Here is a 17050-nt window from a genome sequence, read left to right as displayed (position 1 = left end):
ACTTGGTCCATTACTTTCTGAGTGTATTGCAGCGAAACACCTTGGGGCCCTTGAATAATTGTCAGAAAATAGCCCTGATCTTCTTCCGGGATAAATGCTGTGGGGACTGATAAATAAAGCCAAGCTGTTACTCCCAGAGAAGCGATGAACACGAGGGTGACAATAGTCTTAATCCCTGTGAGAAATATTAAGGATTTCCGATATTGCCGCTGTACCCAATCGAGAACTCCATTAAAACGGTCAAAAACCCAACCTAGCGGGCCCCCAAACTTCTGACCTCGACGCAGTAATATAGCTGAAAGTGAGGGCGTCAGAGTAATAGCAATAAAGGTAGAAAGCAATACTGAAAAAGCAATTGTCAGCGCAAATTGTTTATAAAGCGCTCCCGTAGTTCCGGGGAAAAATGCCACTGGCACGAACACTGCCATCAACACTAAAGAAGTCGCAATTACAGCGCTAAAAAGCTCCCGCATGGACTCAAAAGCCGCTTCGCGGGCATTCATCCCTTGGCGGATCAGGCGGTCAATATTTTCTACTACAATGATAGCGTCATCAACCACTAATCCCGTCGCTAATGTCAGACCAAACAGAGATAAACTGTTAATCGTAAATCCGAAAACTTTGATAAAGGCAAACGTCCCAATCAAAGAAATTGGAATTGTGATGATAGGAATAATAGTTGTGCGCCAGTCTTGCAAGAAAACAAAAATAACTATCACCACTAGCAAGACTGCTTCAAATAATGTCTTGACTACTTCTGCCATCGACTCTTCTACAAACAAAGTCGTGTCCAGCGCTACTCTATGTATCAACCCCGGAGGGAAAGCAACAGCTAGTTTTTCCATTTCTGTTTTGACGGCATGGGCAACATTCAAAGCATTACTTCCCGGCAGTTGGTAAATCCCTAAACCTACTGCATCATTGCCTCGAAATCGCAGAAATGAGCTGTAATTCTCTGCCCCTAGTTCTGCTCTCCCCACATCTTTTAGTTTAACTAATGTTCCATTGGTCTCAGTTTTGAGGACGATTTCTTCAAATTCTGCAGGTTCTTTGAGGCGACTTTCAGCACGCAAGTCAATTTGATACATTTGTCCCTGTGGAGCAGGTTCTTGACCAACTCTCCCAGCACCCACTTGCAAGTTTTGTTCGTTGAGAGCGCTCGTTACATCTTGCATTGTGAGACGGCGAGCTGCTAATTTATTGGGATCTATCCATAAACGCATTGCATAGCGTCTTTCCCCAAAAATTCGCACGTCGCCAACACCTTTTACCCGCTTTAAAGCATCTGCTAAATATAGGTCAGCGTAGTTGCTTAAAAATATGGTGTCGTATTCTTTATTTTCGGTAAATAAACCGATCGCTAATAGGAGGCTTGTAGATTGTTTGGTAACTCTCACTCCTGTGCGTTGTACGGCATCTGGTAGTTGTGGTTGAGCAACTGCAACTCGATTTTGAACATCGACGCCGGCAATGTCTTTGTTGCGCGATGAATCAAAGGTTGCTGTAATGGTGCTGGTGCCGTCGTTACTACTACTGGAAGTTAGATATTTTAGTCCTTCAACGCCGTTGATTTGCCTTTCTAGGATGTTTGTAACTGCATTTTCGACAATTTCAGCACTCGCCCCGCTATAGTTAGCTGTGACGTTAATTTGGGTAGGGCTAATGTCAGGGAAGCGCTCGATAGGTATGCTGGGAATGCTGATTGCGCCTACCAAGATAATAATTAAGGCGCAGACGCTAGCAAAGACTGGTCGTTTAATAAAGAAATCTGCAAACATTATTTGGGTAATGGGTAGTTGTTAGTTGATAATTGCTAATTCCTAATTGCATGCACTTCTGTCAAAAATTAAAATAGCCCCCTTTTTGAGAGCGGAGCAATCAAGTAGTTTCACGTAAGGTACGTAGTTGCGCTTTAGCGCTCTTAATTCCAATCTTAAGAGCGCTGAAGCGCAACAACATACCTTATTTTTTGCTTTCTACTTGTAATTTTTTCCCTGCTCCTTCCCCTTCCTCTTGAGCCATAATAGGAGCGCCGTCTGTCAGGTTAAGGATACCTGCGGTAACAATTTTTTCGCCTGCTTGCAAACCTTGGATAACTTGATAATTATTCCCTTCAATGGCTCCCAATTTCACGGACTTTTGTCGCGCTACTAAAGGTGGCATTCCAGGTTTTGCCTGTTCGGGCTTTTGAGCTGTGAAGACAAAAGTTTCCCCACCTAAGCGAGTGACTGCTGTTACTGGAACTAAAATTCCCTGGTTCTGTTTCCAGATGACTTTAGCTTTTACAAACTGGAGATTAAGCAGTTCGCCACTGGGGTTGGGAAAGGTGGCTTTAGCTAAAATTGTTTGGGAATTGGCGCTGACGTTCGGGGAGATAAAACTGATTTGACCTTGGGCGATCGCCTTACCTTGAGCGTCGAGCATTTGTACTGGAAGCCCTAAGCGTAATTGAGGCATCCGTTCCAAAGGAATTGATAACCGCAAGTCTAGCAATTGGTTCTCAGTCAGGGTGGCAATGGCGTTACCTTTTTGCAAGTTATCACCTACTTTCACTGGTATGTCGCCGATGACTCCCGCGAAGGGCGCGATGACCGCAGTTTCTTGCAGTTGTACTTCAAAGCCGCGCACTTGAGCGGCGGCCTCGGCAACTTGCGCTTCAGCTTGATCGAGCTGTTCTTGGCGAGTGCCGTTGGCTAACTGCGCTAATCTGCTCTTGGCTTGTGCGACTTCTGCTTCGGCTTTGGCTATTTCCTCTGGGCGCGAACCGTTTTGCAACTGCCGCAAAGCTTGCCGCTGCTGTTGCAAGGCTGCTGTCCGGCGCTCGATCTCGGCTTGTCTGTTTTTTTGCCGCTGCTCGAACCGCCTTTGAGCTTCTCGGAGGTTGGCTTGGGCGGTGCCTGCTTTTTGGGTGTATTCCTCGAGGGTGTTCGCGGATTCTGCGCCTTCTTTTGCCAATGCCTGATATCTGGCAAGCTGCTGGCTGGCTAATTTTGCTTCGGCTGTGCTTGCTTCTATTTGCGCTCTTGCTTGGGCAATGTCTTCTAAGAGGCTACCTGTTTGGGCGTCGGCGAGGTCGGCTTCAGCTTGGGAAACGCGGGCTTGGGCTTGACCAATTTCTTCTGGCCGAGAGCCCGATCGCAGTTGGGCGAGGTTGGCTTGGGCTTGGGCGACTTGGGCTTGAGCTTGGGCGATTTCTTCGGGCCTGGTTCCTGCTTGCAACTCGGCTAAGTGGGATTGAGCGCGGATCAGGTTGGCTTGAGATTGCCTCAAGTCAGCTTGGGCGCTGTCGCTTTTCATGCGGGCGATGGCTTGCCCTTTGTTTATGAAGTCCCCGGATTTGACAAAAATCTCCGTGACTAGCCCTTCTACTTCGGGTTTGATTTCTACCGAACGCTTCGCTTCTAAGCTGCTGACAAATTCCGAGGCTTCTTGGACTGAGCTGGTTTGTATGGCTGCGAGCTTGACTGGTATGCCTGGGGGTTGGGCTGCTGCTGCCGGTTGCTGTGCGCGATTATGACCCGATTGCCACGAGTACCAGCCGAAACCTGCTGCGCCTGTGGCGATCGCGAGCGCGGCAATTAGAGGCCAGCGCGATCGGGGTTTAGCAACAGGTTCGGGGCGATCGTCGGCAACGGTGGCAGAATCCTGCGGTTGCTCGCTGTCTGCATCCGTTGGGTGCAGTTCCGGTGTGGGAGATTTTTGCTCTTCAGCTTCAACGACGGATTCTGGGGATTTAGAATAACTCATTGGCAGCACCACTTAGATTTTTTTTTAACGTCTGACTTACTGAGACTTGGGCGGAATATTTGATTTTCCAGCGTTCCCCTCAAACATGGGGAATAAGGACAAGCGATTTTAAACAGGATGGAATCGGGAAAGTCCCTTTTTAATGGGGTTGGGGTATGTGCAGGGCTTTAGTCCGATCGCAGTTAGTCAAGCCAGGGGGTGATTATTTTTAGGAAAGCTTTTTGTTATCTCTCAAAAGTTACGATCTCCAGGGAAGATTAGACCTCCTTCTTATGGATTACCTGAGTGGGTGAATTGCAAGGATTTTTCCTTGGATTCAGCGGATTCAGCGGAGGTTGGGGAGTCACGCACTCCGGCGATCGCCCTTCTTTCCTTGGCTAGTTGCTCGGTTAACCACTTGATCTCTGACGCCAGCACTGACTTGCAGCGATCGCGAGAGGCGAATTGATAGTCATCGGTTAGTGGATATTCGCTTTTGAGGCTTTCGATGTAGTCTTGCCGGGTGTAACAGGCTCGCAAGCGGTGTTCCAATAGCTTCAGCCGTTCTTCCGGTTCTAAGTTACCAAAAAAGAAAAACTTAATTCGGAACCGGGAACCACTGTTAACCCAGCTTTCTTGAGGGTGTTCGAGCATTTTTTGCCGCCAGAGTTCGCGCCCTTTGGCGGTAATTCCGTAGATTTTGCGCGGACAGCCCGCATCTCCGGCTTCTTCGGCTATTACCGAAATCTCCCCTCGCTCTTCCAAGCGCTTCAGCAGCGGGTAAATCGCTCCGTAGTTGACGCTGATGCAACTGCTCATAAACAGCTCCAGTTGTTGCTTTAGCCGATAGCCGTGCAGGGGTTGCAACTGTAGCAGCCCAAGCGCTGATAATTCAAGCATTTATATCAAATTGATATTATAGTCTGGATTATATCACTATATCGGACTCAACGGCGATCGGGTCAATAGCTAGTTTCAAAGAAAATTTAAATCTAATTACACGTTGAATTAATTTTGTCAATCCCCTTAATGTATATTTTTTTAGGTTCGAGAAAGGGCGATCGCTTTATATGATAGAACCCATTTAAGATATAAGAAGAGTGCTGATTTACCTCGATTTCGGTCAGAGGAACGGCAGAATCTCACTTGTGTTCAAAGTGAGATTCTGCCTGGTCTTGGATGTCTCCGAAATGATTTAATAGACTCTGCTTAATAGCTGCGATTTCTGCCACATATCTTTTTGGGTAAAAGCACCAGAACTTTTCTTGGCATGGGTTGGTTGAATTTTAAAACCCTGATAGATTTTAGTATTCATTGAGAATTTTTTGGAGCACCTAACTGTTTTTTCCTAGCTCACAGTCAGAAATTAATTGGCAAGTATAAATCATCATAAATCCCGATGTTTTTAATTGCCAGTCATCCTACTAAAATATAATTTTTAAAACACAAATTATACCAGATTAGATGCTCTGAACCTGACACAGTTAGAGTCATTGCTCTTTATCCTACACCCCGAAATTAACGCCCTGTAATTACTTGAAATAGCCACCCAAAAAGCATCACGCTCAAGAAAATCACGCCTCCGACAATTAACATCAAACCCAACAGCAAAGCAGCCACAAATAGCCAATCGGCTTTTTTCCCGGGTTCGGGGGAACCTAAATGAGCATCCAGCAATTCTATATTTTTGACATTAGCTTTCCAAGTAACATCCAACAAATCTCCTGCCACAGGTACAGTACCGGCAACTGTATCAAATACGATGTTAGCAGCCATTTGTACTAAAGTCTCTCGCGGCACTCCCATTTGAGCGGATTTGAAGACAACATAACCTGCAAAGATTGAACTGATAAAATCGCCGCCGCCCGGTATCAGTCCCAATACCGGATCGAGTCCAATACGGTATTTTGTGCCGGGAATCGGAATTGCATTGTCTAGTAAATGGCTGATCCGGCGGAGTCGGCGCAAGGATGCTACATGAGATGGGCTGGGAGTATTTGGGGAGGAATTTTGTATAGGAGAACGTGACATTTGATTGCTCTCGATTGCGATATTATATCGTTTCCGGTTGCATCGGAATGATACCGAGGACACGGCAGTGCCCTGTCCCTACCCCCCGATTATTGTAGGGACACGGCACTGCCGTGTCCTGACTGTGGGTAATATTAATTCCGATGCTACGGGAGTTGATATTACTGCTAGTTTATGATATTTATTGAAGCATATTCAAGTTTTTTCACTATCCCTCAAGCAGATTTTTACTGATTTTGGGCAATCGCCTTTTGTTTGTTTTTGAATGCACAGAAACCCGGTTTCTGTTCAAAACCGGGTTTCTTGCTTCTAGCTGGGGGCTTTTAATTTAGCCTTTTATTTGTTGCCTTCAGTGAAGTCGGCGTCAATCACGTCGTCGCCGCCGCCAGTGGGGCCGCCGTCTCCATAGCCACCAGGGCCACCGGGGCCACCAGGGCCGTCAGTCGGGCCGCCTGCTTGCTGGTACAGGTTGCTGCTGACAGCGTAGAATGCTTGCTGCAACTCTGTTGTCAAGGTTTTGATGCGATCGTCATCTTCAGTAGCGATCGCATCGCGCAAGTCTTTGATCAACCCTTCAACCTTAGTCTTGTCAGCAGCGGGAACTTTATCACCCAATTCTGCCAACTGCTTCTCAATTTGATAGGCTAAAGAATCGCCTTGGTTTTTGCGATCGATCCGTTCGCGACGTTCTTTGTCAGCAGAAGCATTCGATTCGGCTTCCTTCACCATGCGATCGACTTCATTGCTGGGCAAAGTAGAAGCACCAGTAATGCTAATCGATTGCTCCTTGCCAGTACCTTTATCTTTGGCAGCTACATTCAAAATACCGTTAGCATCGATATCGAAAGTAACTTCAATTTGAGGTACGCCACGGGGGGCTGGTGGAACTCCATCTAAGCGGAAGGTTCCCAAATCCTTGTTGTCATTCGCCATTTCTCGTTCGCCTTGCAAAACGTGAATTTCCACGTTTGTTTGGCCGTCTACAGCCGTCGAGAAAGTTTCCGACTTCTTAGTAGGAATAGTGGTGTTGCGGGGAATAATTTTGGTCATTACGCCGCCCAAGGTTTCGACGCCGAGAGACAGCGGAGTAACGTCGAGCAACAGGATGTCTTTGACTTCGCCTGCAAGTACGCCGGCTTGAATTGCTGCACCGACTGCTACCACTTCATCCGGGTTGACCGTTTGGTTGGGGTCTTTGCCGAGGATTTTTTTGACCAGTTCTTGCACCGCAGGAATGCGTGTAGAACCACCAACTAAGACAACTTCATTAATTGCAGATTTGTCTAATTTGGCGTCGCGGATCGCATTTTCTACCGGGATGCGAGAGCGATCGATCAAATCCGAGCACAGTTCTTCAAACTTGCCCCGCGTCAAAGTCGTGTCCAAGTGTTTTGGCCCGTCTTGAGTCGCGGTAATAAACGGCAGGTTGATTTCTGCTTGGGTAACGCTCGAAAGCTCAATCTTGGCTTTTTCTGCTGCTTCCGTCAGGCGTTGCAGTGCTTGTTTGTCTTTGCGGAGGTCAATTCCTTCGGCTCTTTGGAATTCGTTAGCGATGAAATCGACGATTTTTTTGTCGAAGTCGTCACCGCCGAGGTGAGTGTCTCCAGAAGTTGCTAGCACTTCAAATACGCCGTCGCCTACTTCGAGAATAGATACGTCGAAAGTACCGCCACCTAAGTCAAATACGAGGATGGTTTCGTTGCTCTTTTTATCTAATCCGTAAGCTAAAGCGGCTGCTGTAGGTTCGTTAATAATCCGCAGCACTTCTATACCGGCAATTTTTCCCGCGTCTTTCGTAGCTTGGCGCTGGGAGTCGTTGAAGTAAGCGGGAACAGTAATTACCGCTTGGGTGACAGTTTCGCCGAGGTATTTGCTGGCGTCTTCTACCAGTTTGCGGAGAACTTGTGCAGAAATTTCTTCTGGGGCAAATTGCTTGCCGCGGGCGGGACAGTCCAGTTTGAGGCTGTTGCCGACTTTGAGGACTTTGTAGGAAACTTCAGTGGTTTCATGGGCTACTTCATCAACCCGACGCCCGATAAACCGTTTTACTGAGTAAAAGGTATTTTCGGCGTTCATCACGGCTTGACGCTTGGCGATTTGTCCGACAAGTTGATCGCCATTTTTAGCATATGCTACTACAGAAGGTGTGGTGCGACCCCCTTCGGCGTTGGCTATGACGGTGGGTTTGCCGCCTTCCATAACTGCGACGCAGGAGTTTGTCGTACCTAAGTCAATTCCAACTACTTTTCCCATAGGGGTGTTCCGGCTCCAATCTCTACAAAATTTTGGTTTTCTATCTGTGCGATAGTCTGGTTATTCAGGACTGCGATTTCACCTGGGGGGGTGTACGGATAGTGAGTCCTGCTTTAATACAGTCTTCGATAGGGTGCTTATCTCTATACTGCGGGCGGTTAGACCGGGGGATGAAGGCGTGTTTACCGAACCTTTTGAGGGACGGTTGCATTCACGAGCCTTGTACCGCTACAGTTGTTGACTGCTTTTCTTTACTCTTCCTAATGTACGGGGTGCGATGGATTCGGGTATTGTGGCAAACCGTATACGTTGTGTTGTATTTGCCGTCTTTGTTGTATAAATTTTGTTGGGGTGGTTCGGGGCGGGCGGTTTTTTTGACTTCAAATCTAGTTGAATATCAATTCTGAAAATGGACACGGCAATGCCGTGTCCCTACCCATTTACTTCCAGGCTGTGCCTGGAAATGAATATATTGAGGGAGAGCCTCAAGTCCGCTTCCTGGGAATTTCGGATAATTATTGAATTTTCCAGCTTTTAATTGCTATTTTTTACCGATCAGCAGAGCTGCCGGAAAGTAACTGAGAGCTTCACCAATTGCCAACGTACCGTTACTTTCTACCGCCTGATTTGTAATTGCATCTTTCCAAACCGACGGCATTTGCTCGGATAATTTCAAATTAGTATCTTTCCAGACTTGTTTGCCGATCGGCATTTCTTCCGGTTTGACAATTCCCGTCACAAACCGGGGAGCAATGACAATAACTGTAGTGTCTCCAAAGCTTCTGGCAAAGGCAACAACATTATCTTTAAACGTGCCAACTGTTTGCAGGGGCAGATAGTCGCCTGATTGAAAAACTTGCAAGTATTTTTTTCTCGCTTCTAGGGTTCTTGCCGTCAAAAACAACTTAATTCTAGCATCTTCCCGCGTCGCAATCAAATCTTCAACCAGTTGCAAAATATCCGTCTGAGCTTGCTCTTTAATTTCCCGCAAAACCTCGATTCTGCGGTCAAAATCAACGGGACGGCGGTTATCCGGATCGACGTGGCTTAAATCCCAGAATTCCGTCCCTTGATAAATGTCGGGAATGCCCGGAGCAGTGATTTTCAGCAGTGTTTGAGATAAAGAATTGAAAATTCCGTAATTAGCTACTTTTTTGCAGAAAGGTGTAAATTTCTTGAGAAACTGATTTTGTTCCGAAGGTTCGAGAACGCTATCGACAAAGGTCATAAAACCAGCTTCGTAGTCGTTATCCGGTCTCAGCCAAGCCGTATAAACTTTGGCTTCGCGGACAGCTTTAATGACATAATCTTTCAGGCGATCGACATAATCAGTGTTTTCAATTCCCTCAAAGGGAAAACTGCCGAGCAGAGTTTGGTATAAGAAGTATTCGTCATTAGTATCGGGAACCATTCGATTCGCAAAATTGACTTTCTTAGAAGAGTTTAGCTCTCTCCAAGACCTGACTTGCTGTTCCCATTCATCTGGAATTTCTGACAAAACGTTTATTCTGGCTCGCACATCTTCGCCGCGTTTGGTATCGTGGGTAGCTGTAGCATTCATTTTGTGCGGCCAAGCGGCTTGCTGCTGTTGGTTGAACTCGTGAAAATCTACTAGCGAAACGCCGAACTGACTGGGGTTTCCTCCGACTTCGTTGAGCGATAAAAGCCGATAGTAGACGTATAAAAGCGTGTCTTCAACACCTTTTGCCATTAATGGACCTGTCAACTGCTGGAGTTTCATGACAAAGTGCCGGCGCTGCTCTTTTTGTTCGGTTGTTAGGGTTTCTTCTTCTTCCAGCAAGAGCACTGTTTCGATAAATTTAAGTTCTTTCAAGAGTCGCGGTACTTGTTCTTTGGCGTGGGCGATCGCATATTGTACGTAAGTGCGATCGGACTCTCTCAAGCCGTCTTGATTGATGTAAGTTCGGTAGACTGGAAAAATCGTCAAAACAGCGGCCAATGCTTTTTCCAAACCGGGACGAGTAAAGTCGTTTCCCTGTCTGGATTGACCCGAGATATTTTTCAAAAGTTGAGCCAGATTGTCTACATCTCCCGCTAAATTTTTCTCAACAATCAGTCCTTTTTTATCTAAAAATAACTGTTCGTAGGGAACGTTCAAGCGAGTAAATCTCTGATATATTTCGCTAAATTGCTGTTCGCGATCGCACCGACAAAAAACGCCGTTTACGTAGTTCAAAAAATCGTAGCCGCTAGTTCCCTCAATCGGCCAATATGACGGCAAATCTTCTTCGTGTTCCAGAATTTTTTCAACAGTAATGTAAGTGTCTCCGGCTCTCTCCCGGAGCCGTTTCAAATATTCTGTGGGGTCGTACAGTCCGTCGATGTGGTCGATTCTCAATCCCGTAAACTTTCCCTCTTCAACCAGGTCGAATATCAGCTCGTGGTTTTTGTGAAAAACTTTAATCTCTTCAACTTTTACCGAAATCAGTTCGTTGACTGTAAAAAACCTTCGGTAGTTAATTTCTTCGGCCCCCACTTTCCAGAATGCCAGACGGTAAAACTGCTCGGAAAGCAACTCGTCCAAGAAATTAAAACTTTCGGCCTTGCCCTTTTCTCCGTTAAAAAAATTGATATTTTCATCTATAAATTCCTGCACCAGGGGATTTTGATTGTAGAGTTCCCACAGCAGGCCTTTGACAAAAGCTATCTGATCGTATCTGGCTTTACCTTTAGTTTCTGAAGGGGTATTTTTAATCAAATAAAGAATTCCCAAAAACTTGATAAAATCTGGATGCCGTCTGCCTAATTCCCTGGCTAAATGCCCCAAATTATGACTGATGAATTTAGCATAAGATTCGATTTTTACGGGCAATTGTAAGCTATAATAATTGATGGTCAGCCCAATTTCGCTGTATTTGAGTTGAATCTCGCCATTTTCCAGACACTCTCCATAAAAATTGCCCAGCAGCGGAGCCAGCACTCGACCTCTGAGATGTTCGTAAGCATGATTCCATTCAATATCAAAGTAATCGAAATAGTCGGAATCCGGCCCGTGTTCCAATACGTCTAACAGCAGCAAGTTTTGAGTGTCGTAAGCCATGTGGTTCGGGACAATATCTTGCAGCCATCCCATGTTCCGTTTCTTGATTTCGTATGTGAGGGCTTCAAAGTTTTCTGATGTTCCTAATTCAGGATTGAGCTGATTTGAGTCAACGACATCGTATCCGTGAGAGCTGCCTTTTCTGGCTTTAAATATCGGTGAAGCGTAAATGTCGGTAATTCCTAAATCTTCCAGATAGCTAAGGATTTGTTTGGCTGCTTCAAAGTTAAAACCTCCATGAAATTGAATCCGATAAGTTGTTGTGGGAATTCTCATCTTAATTTTACTCCTAATTAGTTAGTTGCTGGGATTTGTTGTGTTAAGTTAGAAATAGTAAGTTGGGTGGAAAACTAACTCTCCGTTTCACTCCGCCCAACGTCATTAACTGGAGATTTTAGTGAGATTTGAAATTTGAAATTTGAGATTTTTGCTCCCATCTAAAATCTCAAATCCCCAATCTAAAATCAGTTGTTGGGTTGAGCGGCAGCGAACCCTACGCTTCGCTCCGCCCAACCTACTATTTCTGTATTATTTCGTAGAGTGCGAAACTTTGGGGTTTAACAGTCAATTCTTGCTGTGAATTTATCTTTTCAGGCAAGCTAGAACCTGAACCCATCCATTTTTCATCAGCAGAGTCTAAAATTTTGTTCCAGTTGCCTTGGGGAAGTGCAGCCGTAAAAGCTACCTCTTGCCTGTTGAAGTTTAGAATGCAGAATATCTGGCTGTCATCTGTCCAGCGACGTAGAAATAAGATTTTTTCCGCTTCAATGCTGGACACTTCTAGACTGTTTTTGTCGAGTTTTTTAAGGGCGGGTATTGTCCGCCGCAGTTGAATCAAATGTTGGTGCCATTCCCAGAGGATTTTGTGTTTGCCTTCTGTTTGTTTTTCCCAGTTTAACTTGCACTTATCGAAAGTCTCAGGACTCTGGGGGTCGTGAAACTGGCCTCGACCTTCAAAGATTTTAAATTCTTGTTGTTTGTCTTTGCGGATAGCTTCAATTAAGTTTTCGTCCGAGTGGGAAACGAAGTAAAAAAACGGTGCTTCTTCTCCGTATTCTTCTCCCATAAAAAAGAAGGGAATGTATGGAGAAATCAAGACTGTGCCGGCTGCGAGTTTCAATCCTTCAAAGTCTACTATTTTCGAGAGTCGGTCTCCCAAAATGCGGTTGCCGATTTGGTCGTGAGTTTGGGAAAATACTACAAATTTATGACCCGGTTCATCCTTAACAGAATTGCCGTGTTTCCGCTTTCTGTGGGGGGCGTACTGGCCGGAGTAAACAAAGCTTTCTTTGAAGGCTTTTTCTAAGTGTTCGCACTTGCCGAAATCTTGGTAGTATCGGTCATCTTCTCCGGTGAGCAAGGCGTGCAGTGCGTGGTGGAAATCATCGCACCATTGGGCATCTAGTCCGAAGCCGCCGAGTTCTTTGGGACGTACAGTGCGGACATCATTTAAGTCACTTTCGGCTATTAAGTAAAGTTGCCGTCCTAGTTCTTGGGAAATATCGGCTGTGGCATCGGATAGTTCTTGTAAAAAAGGTCTTGCACCTACTTCAAATATTGCTTGAATTGCATCTAACCTCAGGGCGTCGATGTGATAGTCTCGAAACCAGTATAGGGCATTTTCAAGAAAGTAGTTGCGCACGCCGTCGCTGTAGGCGTCGTCGAAGTTGAGGGGGTCTCCCCAAACTGAGCCGTATTTTGATGTAAAGTATGGGCCGAAGTCCCTGAGATAATTTCCTTCGGGCCCGAGGTGGTTGTAAACTACATCGAGAATTACGGAAATGCCGTGTTCGTGGCAGGCGTTGACGAGTGTTTTGAAGCCTTCGGGCCCGCCGTAGGAGTTTTGAACTGCGTAGGGATATACGCCGTCATATCCCCAGTTTCGCTCGCCAGGAAATTGGGCTACTGGCATTATTTCGATGGCGTTGATTCCCAATTCTTTAAGTTGTTTTAGCTGGGAAATTATTGCTTCAAAGGTTCCGGCTTGGGTGAACGTGGCGACGTGCAGTTCGTAAATAATCATTTCGGCTAGCGGCACGCCTTGCCAATTTGTGTCAGTCCAAGTAAAAATATTTTCATCTATTACTTGCGACGGGGCGTGTACGCCTTGGGGTTGATATTTTGAGGCTGGGTCTGGTCGGTCGGTTTTTCCTTCGATTTGGTAGGTGTAAAGGGTTCCTGGTTCGATGTCTGTAGCTGTGGTTTGCCAATAACCTTCTGCTGATTGTTGCAGGGGTATCAGGCGTTTTTTTGGGGAAACAATTTGGACTGCGATTTGTTTGAGGGTGGGCGCCCAAACGGTAAATTCACATTGGTTATTGCCGAGGTAATTTGCTCCTATCTTCACTTTGAGCTGTTCTCCTTATAAAATAGGTTGGTAGTTCGATCGCCCGACGCGCTATCAAATGCTTTGCCCTTAACGTTCAGCGCCTGTTTAGACGGTAATATTACTTAATATAAGAAACAACTAACTTTAGATAGAGCCATCAAAGGCTAGAATTGTGTATCGGGCAAAATTAGCGGTTGGTTGTGTCTAAATTAGAGCATGAATCTGCACGGGGGCGATCGCCAAATTAACGGCCTGCAAGCGTTAATATTTCTGGTTAGTATCATGTCGAAAATCTACCTAAAGGTAGGTCAAAAATCAGCGCGAGTGTGGATTTTATGGTTATGGCTTTTGGACGGGAAATCTGCTGCAATCTCGACTCGGCGGAGTCTCGGGAGTGGTTGGTCACAAACGGGATCGGCGGTTACGCTAGCGGGACGATCGCCAATCTCCTCACCCGCCGCTATCACGGGCTGCTGGTAGCCGCCCTCAAACCCCCGCTGGGACGCACTTTGATGCTCGCCAAGCTGGACGAGACGGCTGTGTATCACGATCGCGCCTATCCGCTTTATACAAACCGCTGGGCCGACGCGACGATGGAACCCCACGGCTACAAATACATCGAAAGCTTTCACCTAGAAGGAACGACGCCTGTTTGGAGGTTTGCTCTCGCCGAGGCTATCCTGGAAAAGCGGATTTGGATGCAGCAAGGTGCTAACACAACATATATTCAATACCGCTTGCACCGCGCCTCACAACCGATCGCCCTCGCTGTCAAAGCCCTAGTCAACTACCGCGACTACCACCACACGACGAGCGCCGGCGACTGGCAGATGAGCCTAGAAACCTTGGAACGCGGGGTTTGCGTGACTGCATTTCCCAAGGCTGCACCCCTGTACCTGCTGACGGATGCCGAAGCCGAGGCAAAATTTCGAGTTTCTGCGGCTTTATACAATTGGCATTACGGATTGGACCTCGCGGCCGAAAAGCGCCGCGGATTGGACTGCAGCGAGGATCACTTGCACGCGGCGACTTTTCACATGACGATCGCACCGGGAAGTTCTCTGACATTGATAGCCAGCACCGAGAAAAATCCCGAACTCAACGGCGGTAAAGCTTTAGAAGTTCGCCGCGCTGGCGATCGAGAACTGCTGCAAAACTGGTCAAAAGTGAGCGAATCTCCCGACTGGATCAATACCTTAGTGCTCGCCGCCGACCAATTTATCGTCAGCCGCCCGCTACCGGAGGAACCCGAAGGCAAAACGATCATCGCCGGATATCCCTGGTTCAGCGACTGGGGGCGCGATACGACGATCGCCCTGCCCGGTCTCACAATCTGTACCGGGCGATGGGAAATTGCGCGATCGATTTTGCGGACATTTGCGCGGTATGTCGATCGGGGAATGCTGCCAAACCGCTTCCCGGATGCGGGCGGCGAACCGGAATACAACACCGCAGACGCCACGCTGTGGTACTTTGAGGCAATTCGCGCTTATATCGATGCCACGGGGGACGACGAACTTTTGAGCGAACTCTGGCCTACGTTATGTGAGATTGTTGACTGGCACGTACAGGGAACTCGGTATAACATCCGCGTCGATCCCGATGACGGTTTAATCTACGCCGGCGAGAAGGGTGTGCAACTGACTTGGATGGACGCGAAAATCGGCGATTGGGTGGTGACGCCCCGGATTGGTAAGCCGATCGAACTCAGCGCCCTTTGGTACAATGCTATACAAGCGATGGCAAATTTTGCTCGAAAACTGGGCAAGCCTCACTATGAATACCAGCAATTGGGCGATCGAACGGCCGCCGGATTCCCTCGCTTCTGGAACGCCTCAACCGGTTACTGTTACGACGTTCTCGACGGCCCAGACGGACACGATGCCTCGCTGCGGCCCAACCAGATATTCGCCGTATCCCTGCCCCTAGACTCGATTCCTCCTCACTCCGCCAACTCCTTGTCAGGGGGGATGCACAAGCAAACCCGCTATACACCGTTACTGACGCCCATCCAGCAGCGCGGCGTGGTGGACGGCTGCGCTCAACAGCTTCTGACTTCTGTCGGCCTCCGCAGCCTCTCGCAGCAGCACCCGCAATATCACGGCGCATACGGAGGCGACCAATTGCAGCGCGACAGCGCCTACCACCAGGGCACAGCTTGGGGCTGGCTGATTGGCCCGTTTGTCTTGGCGCACTTGCACGTATACAAAGACCCAGCACAAGCGAGCGAATTCCTCGAACCTATGGCACATCATATAAGAGGCGGCGGAGTTGGCAGTCTGGGCGAAATTTTTGAGGGCGACGCCCCCCACGAGCCTCGGGGCTGCACGGCTCAAGCTTGGACTGTGGCTGAGGTGCTGCGGGCTTGGTTGGCAATTAATACTGTGGGTGTTTAAATGGGGAATGTTATGTTGGGTTGAATAGGAGGTTTATGACATTATTATTAGCGGGCGATATTGGCGGAACTAAGACAATTTTGCGCTTGGTGGAAAGGACTGTTAAGGGTGAAATGAACGCTCTTTACGAGTTTCGCTATCCGAGCGGGGAGTTCCCTGATTTAGTACCGATGGTGCAGCAGTTTTTGACGGAAGCTGCTATTAAGTTAAATTTTGCACCAGAACCAGAAAAAGCTTGTTTTGCGATCGCAGGGCCGGTGGTTAACAACACTGCAAAACTAACTAATTTGCCTTGGGTGCTGGATGCGAAGCGTCTGGAACAAGAATTAGGAATATCCCGCGTCAGTTTAATTAATGATTTTGTTGCGGTTGGCTATGGCGTGTGGGGTTTGGAGGCTACAGATTTGCACACTTTGCAACTAGGAAAACCCCGCGAATACGATCCAATTGCTGTGATTGGTGCGGGTACTGGTTTGGGAAATTGTTTTGCAATTCCCGAGGCAAATGGCATCAGGGTTTTTTCTTCGGAAGGGGGACACGGTGACTTTGCTCCTCGTTCGGAGTTGGAGTTTGAATTGCTGAAATATTTGTTAGCAAAACACGACATTCAAAGAATATCGATCGAGCGTGTGGTTTCGGGACAAGGGATTGTTTCAATTTACCAGTTTTTGCGGGACAGAAAGTTTGCTCCTGAATCGTCGGAGGTAGGGGAAGTTATCAAAAAATGGGAGTCAGAGCTCGGTAAAAGCGAGAAGAGTGTCGATCCGGGGGCGACAATTGCACAGGCGGCACTCAAAAAGTGCGATCGGCTTTCGGAACAAACAATGCAAATGTTTGTAGAAGCTTACGGTGCGGTGGCGGGAAATCTGGCTGTGACACTTTTACCTTACGGCGGTTTGTACATAGCCGGCGGCATTGCTGCTAAAATTTTGCCGCTGATTTTAGAAGGGGGTTTTATGCGAGCTTTTAGGCACAAAGGCCGGATGGATTCGCTGTTAGAAATGATGCCAGTTCGATTGGTTTTGAATGATAATGTAGGCTTAATTGGAGCGGCGGTTTGTGCGGCAGGTCTTTAGGAGAATTTTAAATAGTTTGGGCGGGCTAGAAGATCCCACCCCACAAGAATTTTTGTGCCACAGGCATCTTGCCTGTGACTGAGACTTGGGCGGGCTAGAAGCCCACCCCACAAGAATTTTTGTGCCACAGGCATCTTGCCTGTGACTGAGACTTGGGCGGGCTAGAAGCCCACCCCAC

Annotated in this window: 10 protein-coding genes; 3 read left to right on the top strand and 7 right to left on the bottom strand. The window is 47.3% G+C overall.

The window, feature by feature from the left end; translation table 11 throughout:
* From QUB30_RS31340 to dnaK, 5 genes are all read right to left on the bottom strand, one after another.
* Positions 1–1778 (bottom strand): efflux RND transporter permease subunit (locus QUB30_RS31340; RefSeq protein ID WP_333341883.1); only part of this gene is annotated, 1778 nt, incomplete at its 3' end.
* Between the two features lie 184 nt (positions 1779–1962).
* On the bottom strand, positions 1963–3747 hold the full coding sequence (locus tag QUB30_RS31335) for an efflux RND transporter periplasmic adaptor subunit (RefSeq protein ID WP_333341882.1): 1785 nt from the start codon (positions 3745–3747) through the stop codon (positions 1963–1965).
* Positions 3748–4017: 270 nt separating this feature from the next.
* The gene (locus tag QUB30_RS31330) at positions 4018–4626 is read right to left on the bottom strand and encodes a PadR family transcriptional regulator (protein ID WP_333341880.1); all 609 of its coding nucleotides are present in this window, start codon (positions 4624–4626) and stop codon (positions 4018–4020) included.
* A 618-nt stretch (positions 4627–5244) separates the two neighbouring features.
* The gene (locus QUB30_RS31325; protein ID WP_333341878.1) at positions 5245–5757 is read right to left on the bottom strand and encodes a DUF4112 domain-containing protein; all 513 of its coding nucleotides are present in this window, start codon (positions 5755–5757) and stop codon (positions 5245–5247) included.
* A 336-nt stretch (positions 5758–6093) separates the two neighbouring features.
* A complete protein-coding gene (gene dnaK / locus QUB30_RS31320; RefSeq protein ID WP_333341876.1) occupies positions 6094–8010 on the bottom strand; it encodes a molecular chaperone DnaK in 1917 nt (638 codons plus the stop codon).
* A gap of 390 nt (positions 8011–8400) precedes the next feature.
* Here dnaK and QUB30_RS31315 point away from each other — a divergent pair, with 390 nt between their 5' ends.
* Positions 8401–8532 carry a hypothetical protein gene (locus QUB30_RS31315; protein ID WP_333341874.1) on the top strand — a complete coding sequence of 44 codons (132 nt, stop codon included), beginning with the start codon at positions 8401–8403 and terminating at the stop codon, positions 8530–8532.
* 19 nt (positions 8533–8551) lie between these two features.
* Here the strand turns inward: QUB30_RS31315 and treY are convergent, their stop codons facing one another.
* Together treY and treZ are read right to left on the bottom strand one after the other, a co-directional pair.
* The gene (treY, locus tag QUB30_RS31310; RefSeq protein WP_333341872.1) at positions 8552–11347 is read right to left on the bottom strand and encodes a malto-oligosyltrehalose synthase; all 2796 of its coding nucleotides are present in this window, start codon (positions 11345–11347) and stop codon (positions 8552–8554) included.
* Positions 11348–11588: 241 nt separating this feature from the next.
* Positions 11589–13418, bottom strand: coding sequence for a malto-oligosyltrehalose trehalohydrolase (gene treZ, locus QUB30_RS31305; protein WP_333341870.1), 1830 nt, complete (start codon positions 13416–13418; stop codon positions 11589–11591).
* A 317-nt stretch (positions 13419–13735) separates the two neighbouring features.
* Here treZ and QUB30_RS31300 point away from each other — a divergent pair, with 317 nt between their 5' ends.
* Entirely contained in the window at positions 13736–15796 is a 2061-nt protein-coding gene (locus QUB30_RS31300) for an amylo-alpha-1,6-glucosidase (RefSeq protein WP_333341868.1), read from the top strand.
* A 35-nt stretch (positions 15797–15831) separates the two neighbouring features.
* Complete coding sequence (locus tag QUB30_RS31295; protein WP_333341866.1) at positions 15832–16872, top strand: glucokinase; 1041 nt, start codon at positions 15832–15834, stop codon at positions 16870–16872.
* Positions 16873–17050 lie beyond the last annotated feature (178 nt).

Origin of the sequence: Microcoleus sp. BROC3 (genome assembly GCF_036702515.1) — a bacterium.
In the GTDB taxonomy this organism is placed as follows: domain Bacteria; phylum Cyanobacteriota; class Cyanobacteriia; order Cyanobacteriales; family Microcoleaceae; genus Microcoleus.
Note: the sequence above shows the minus strand (reverse complement) of the source record. Positions and strands in the feature narration are given on the sequence as shown.

Excerpts from the sequence above, each read along its gene's own strand:
- QUB30_RS31335 (WP_333341882.1), bottom strand. The coding sequence starts at position 3,747 with ATGAGTTATTCTAAATCCCCAGAATCCGTCGTTGAAGCTGAAGAGCAA.
- QUB30_RS31330 (WP_333341880.1), bottom strand. The coding sequence starts at position 4,626 with ATGCTTGAATTATCAGCGCTTGGGCTGCTACAGTTGCAACCCCTGCAC.
- QUB30_RS31325 (WP_333341878.1), bottom strand. The coding sequence starts at position 5,757 with ATGTCACGTTCTCCTATACAAAATTCCTCCCCAAATACTCCCAGCCCA.
- dnaK (WP_333341876.1), bottom strand. The coding sequence starts at position 8,010 with ATGGGAAAAGTAGTTGGAATTGACTTAGGTACGACAAACTCCTGCGTC.
- treY (WP_333341872.1), bottom strand. The coding sequence starts at position 11,347 with ATGAGAATTCCCACAACAACTTATCGGATTCAATTTCATGGAGGTTTT.
- QUB30_RS31300 (WP_333341868.1), top strand. The coding sequence starts at position 13,736 with ATGGTTATGGCTTTTGGACGGGAAATCTGCTGCAATCTCGACTCGGCG.
- QUB30_RS31295 (WP_333341866.1), top strand. The coding sequence starts at position 15,832 with ATGACATTATTATTAGCGGGCGATATTGGCGGAACTAAGACAATTTTG.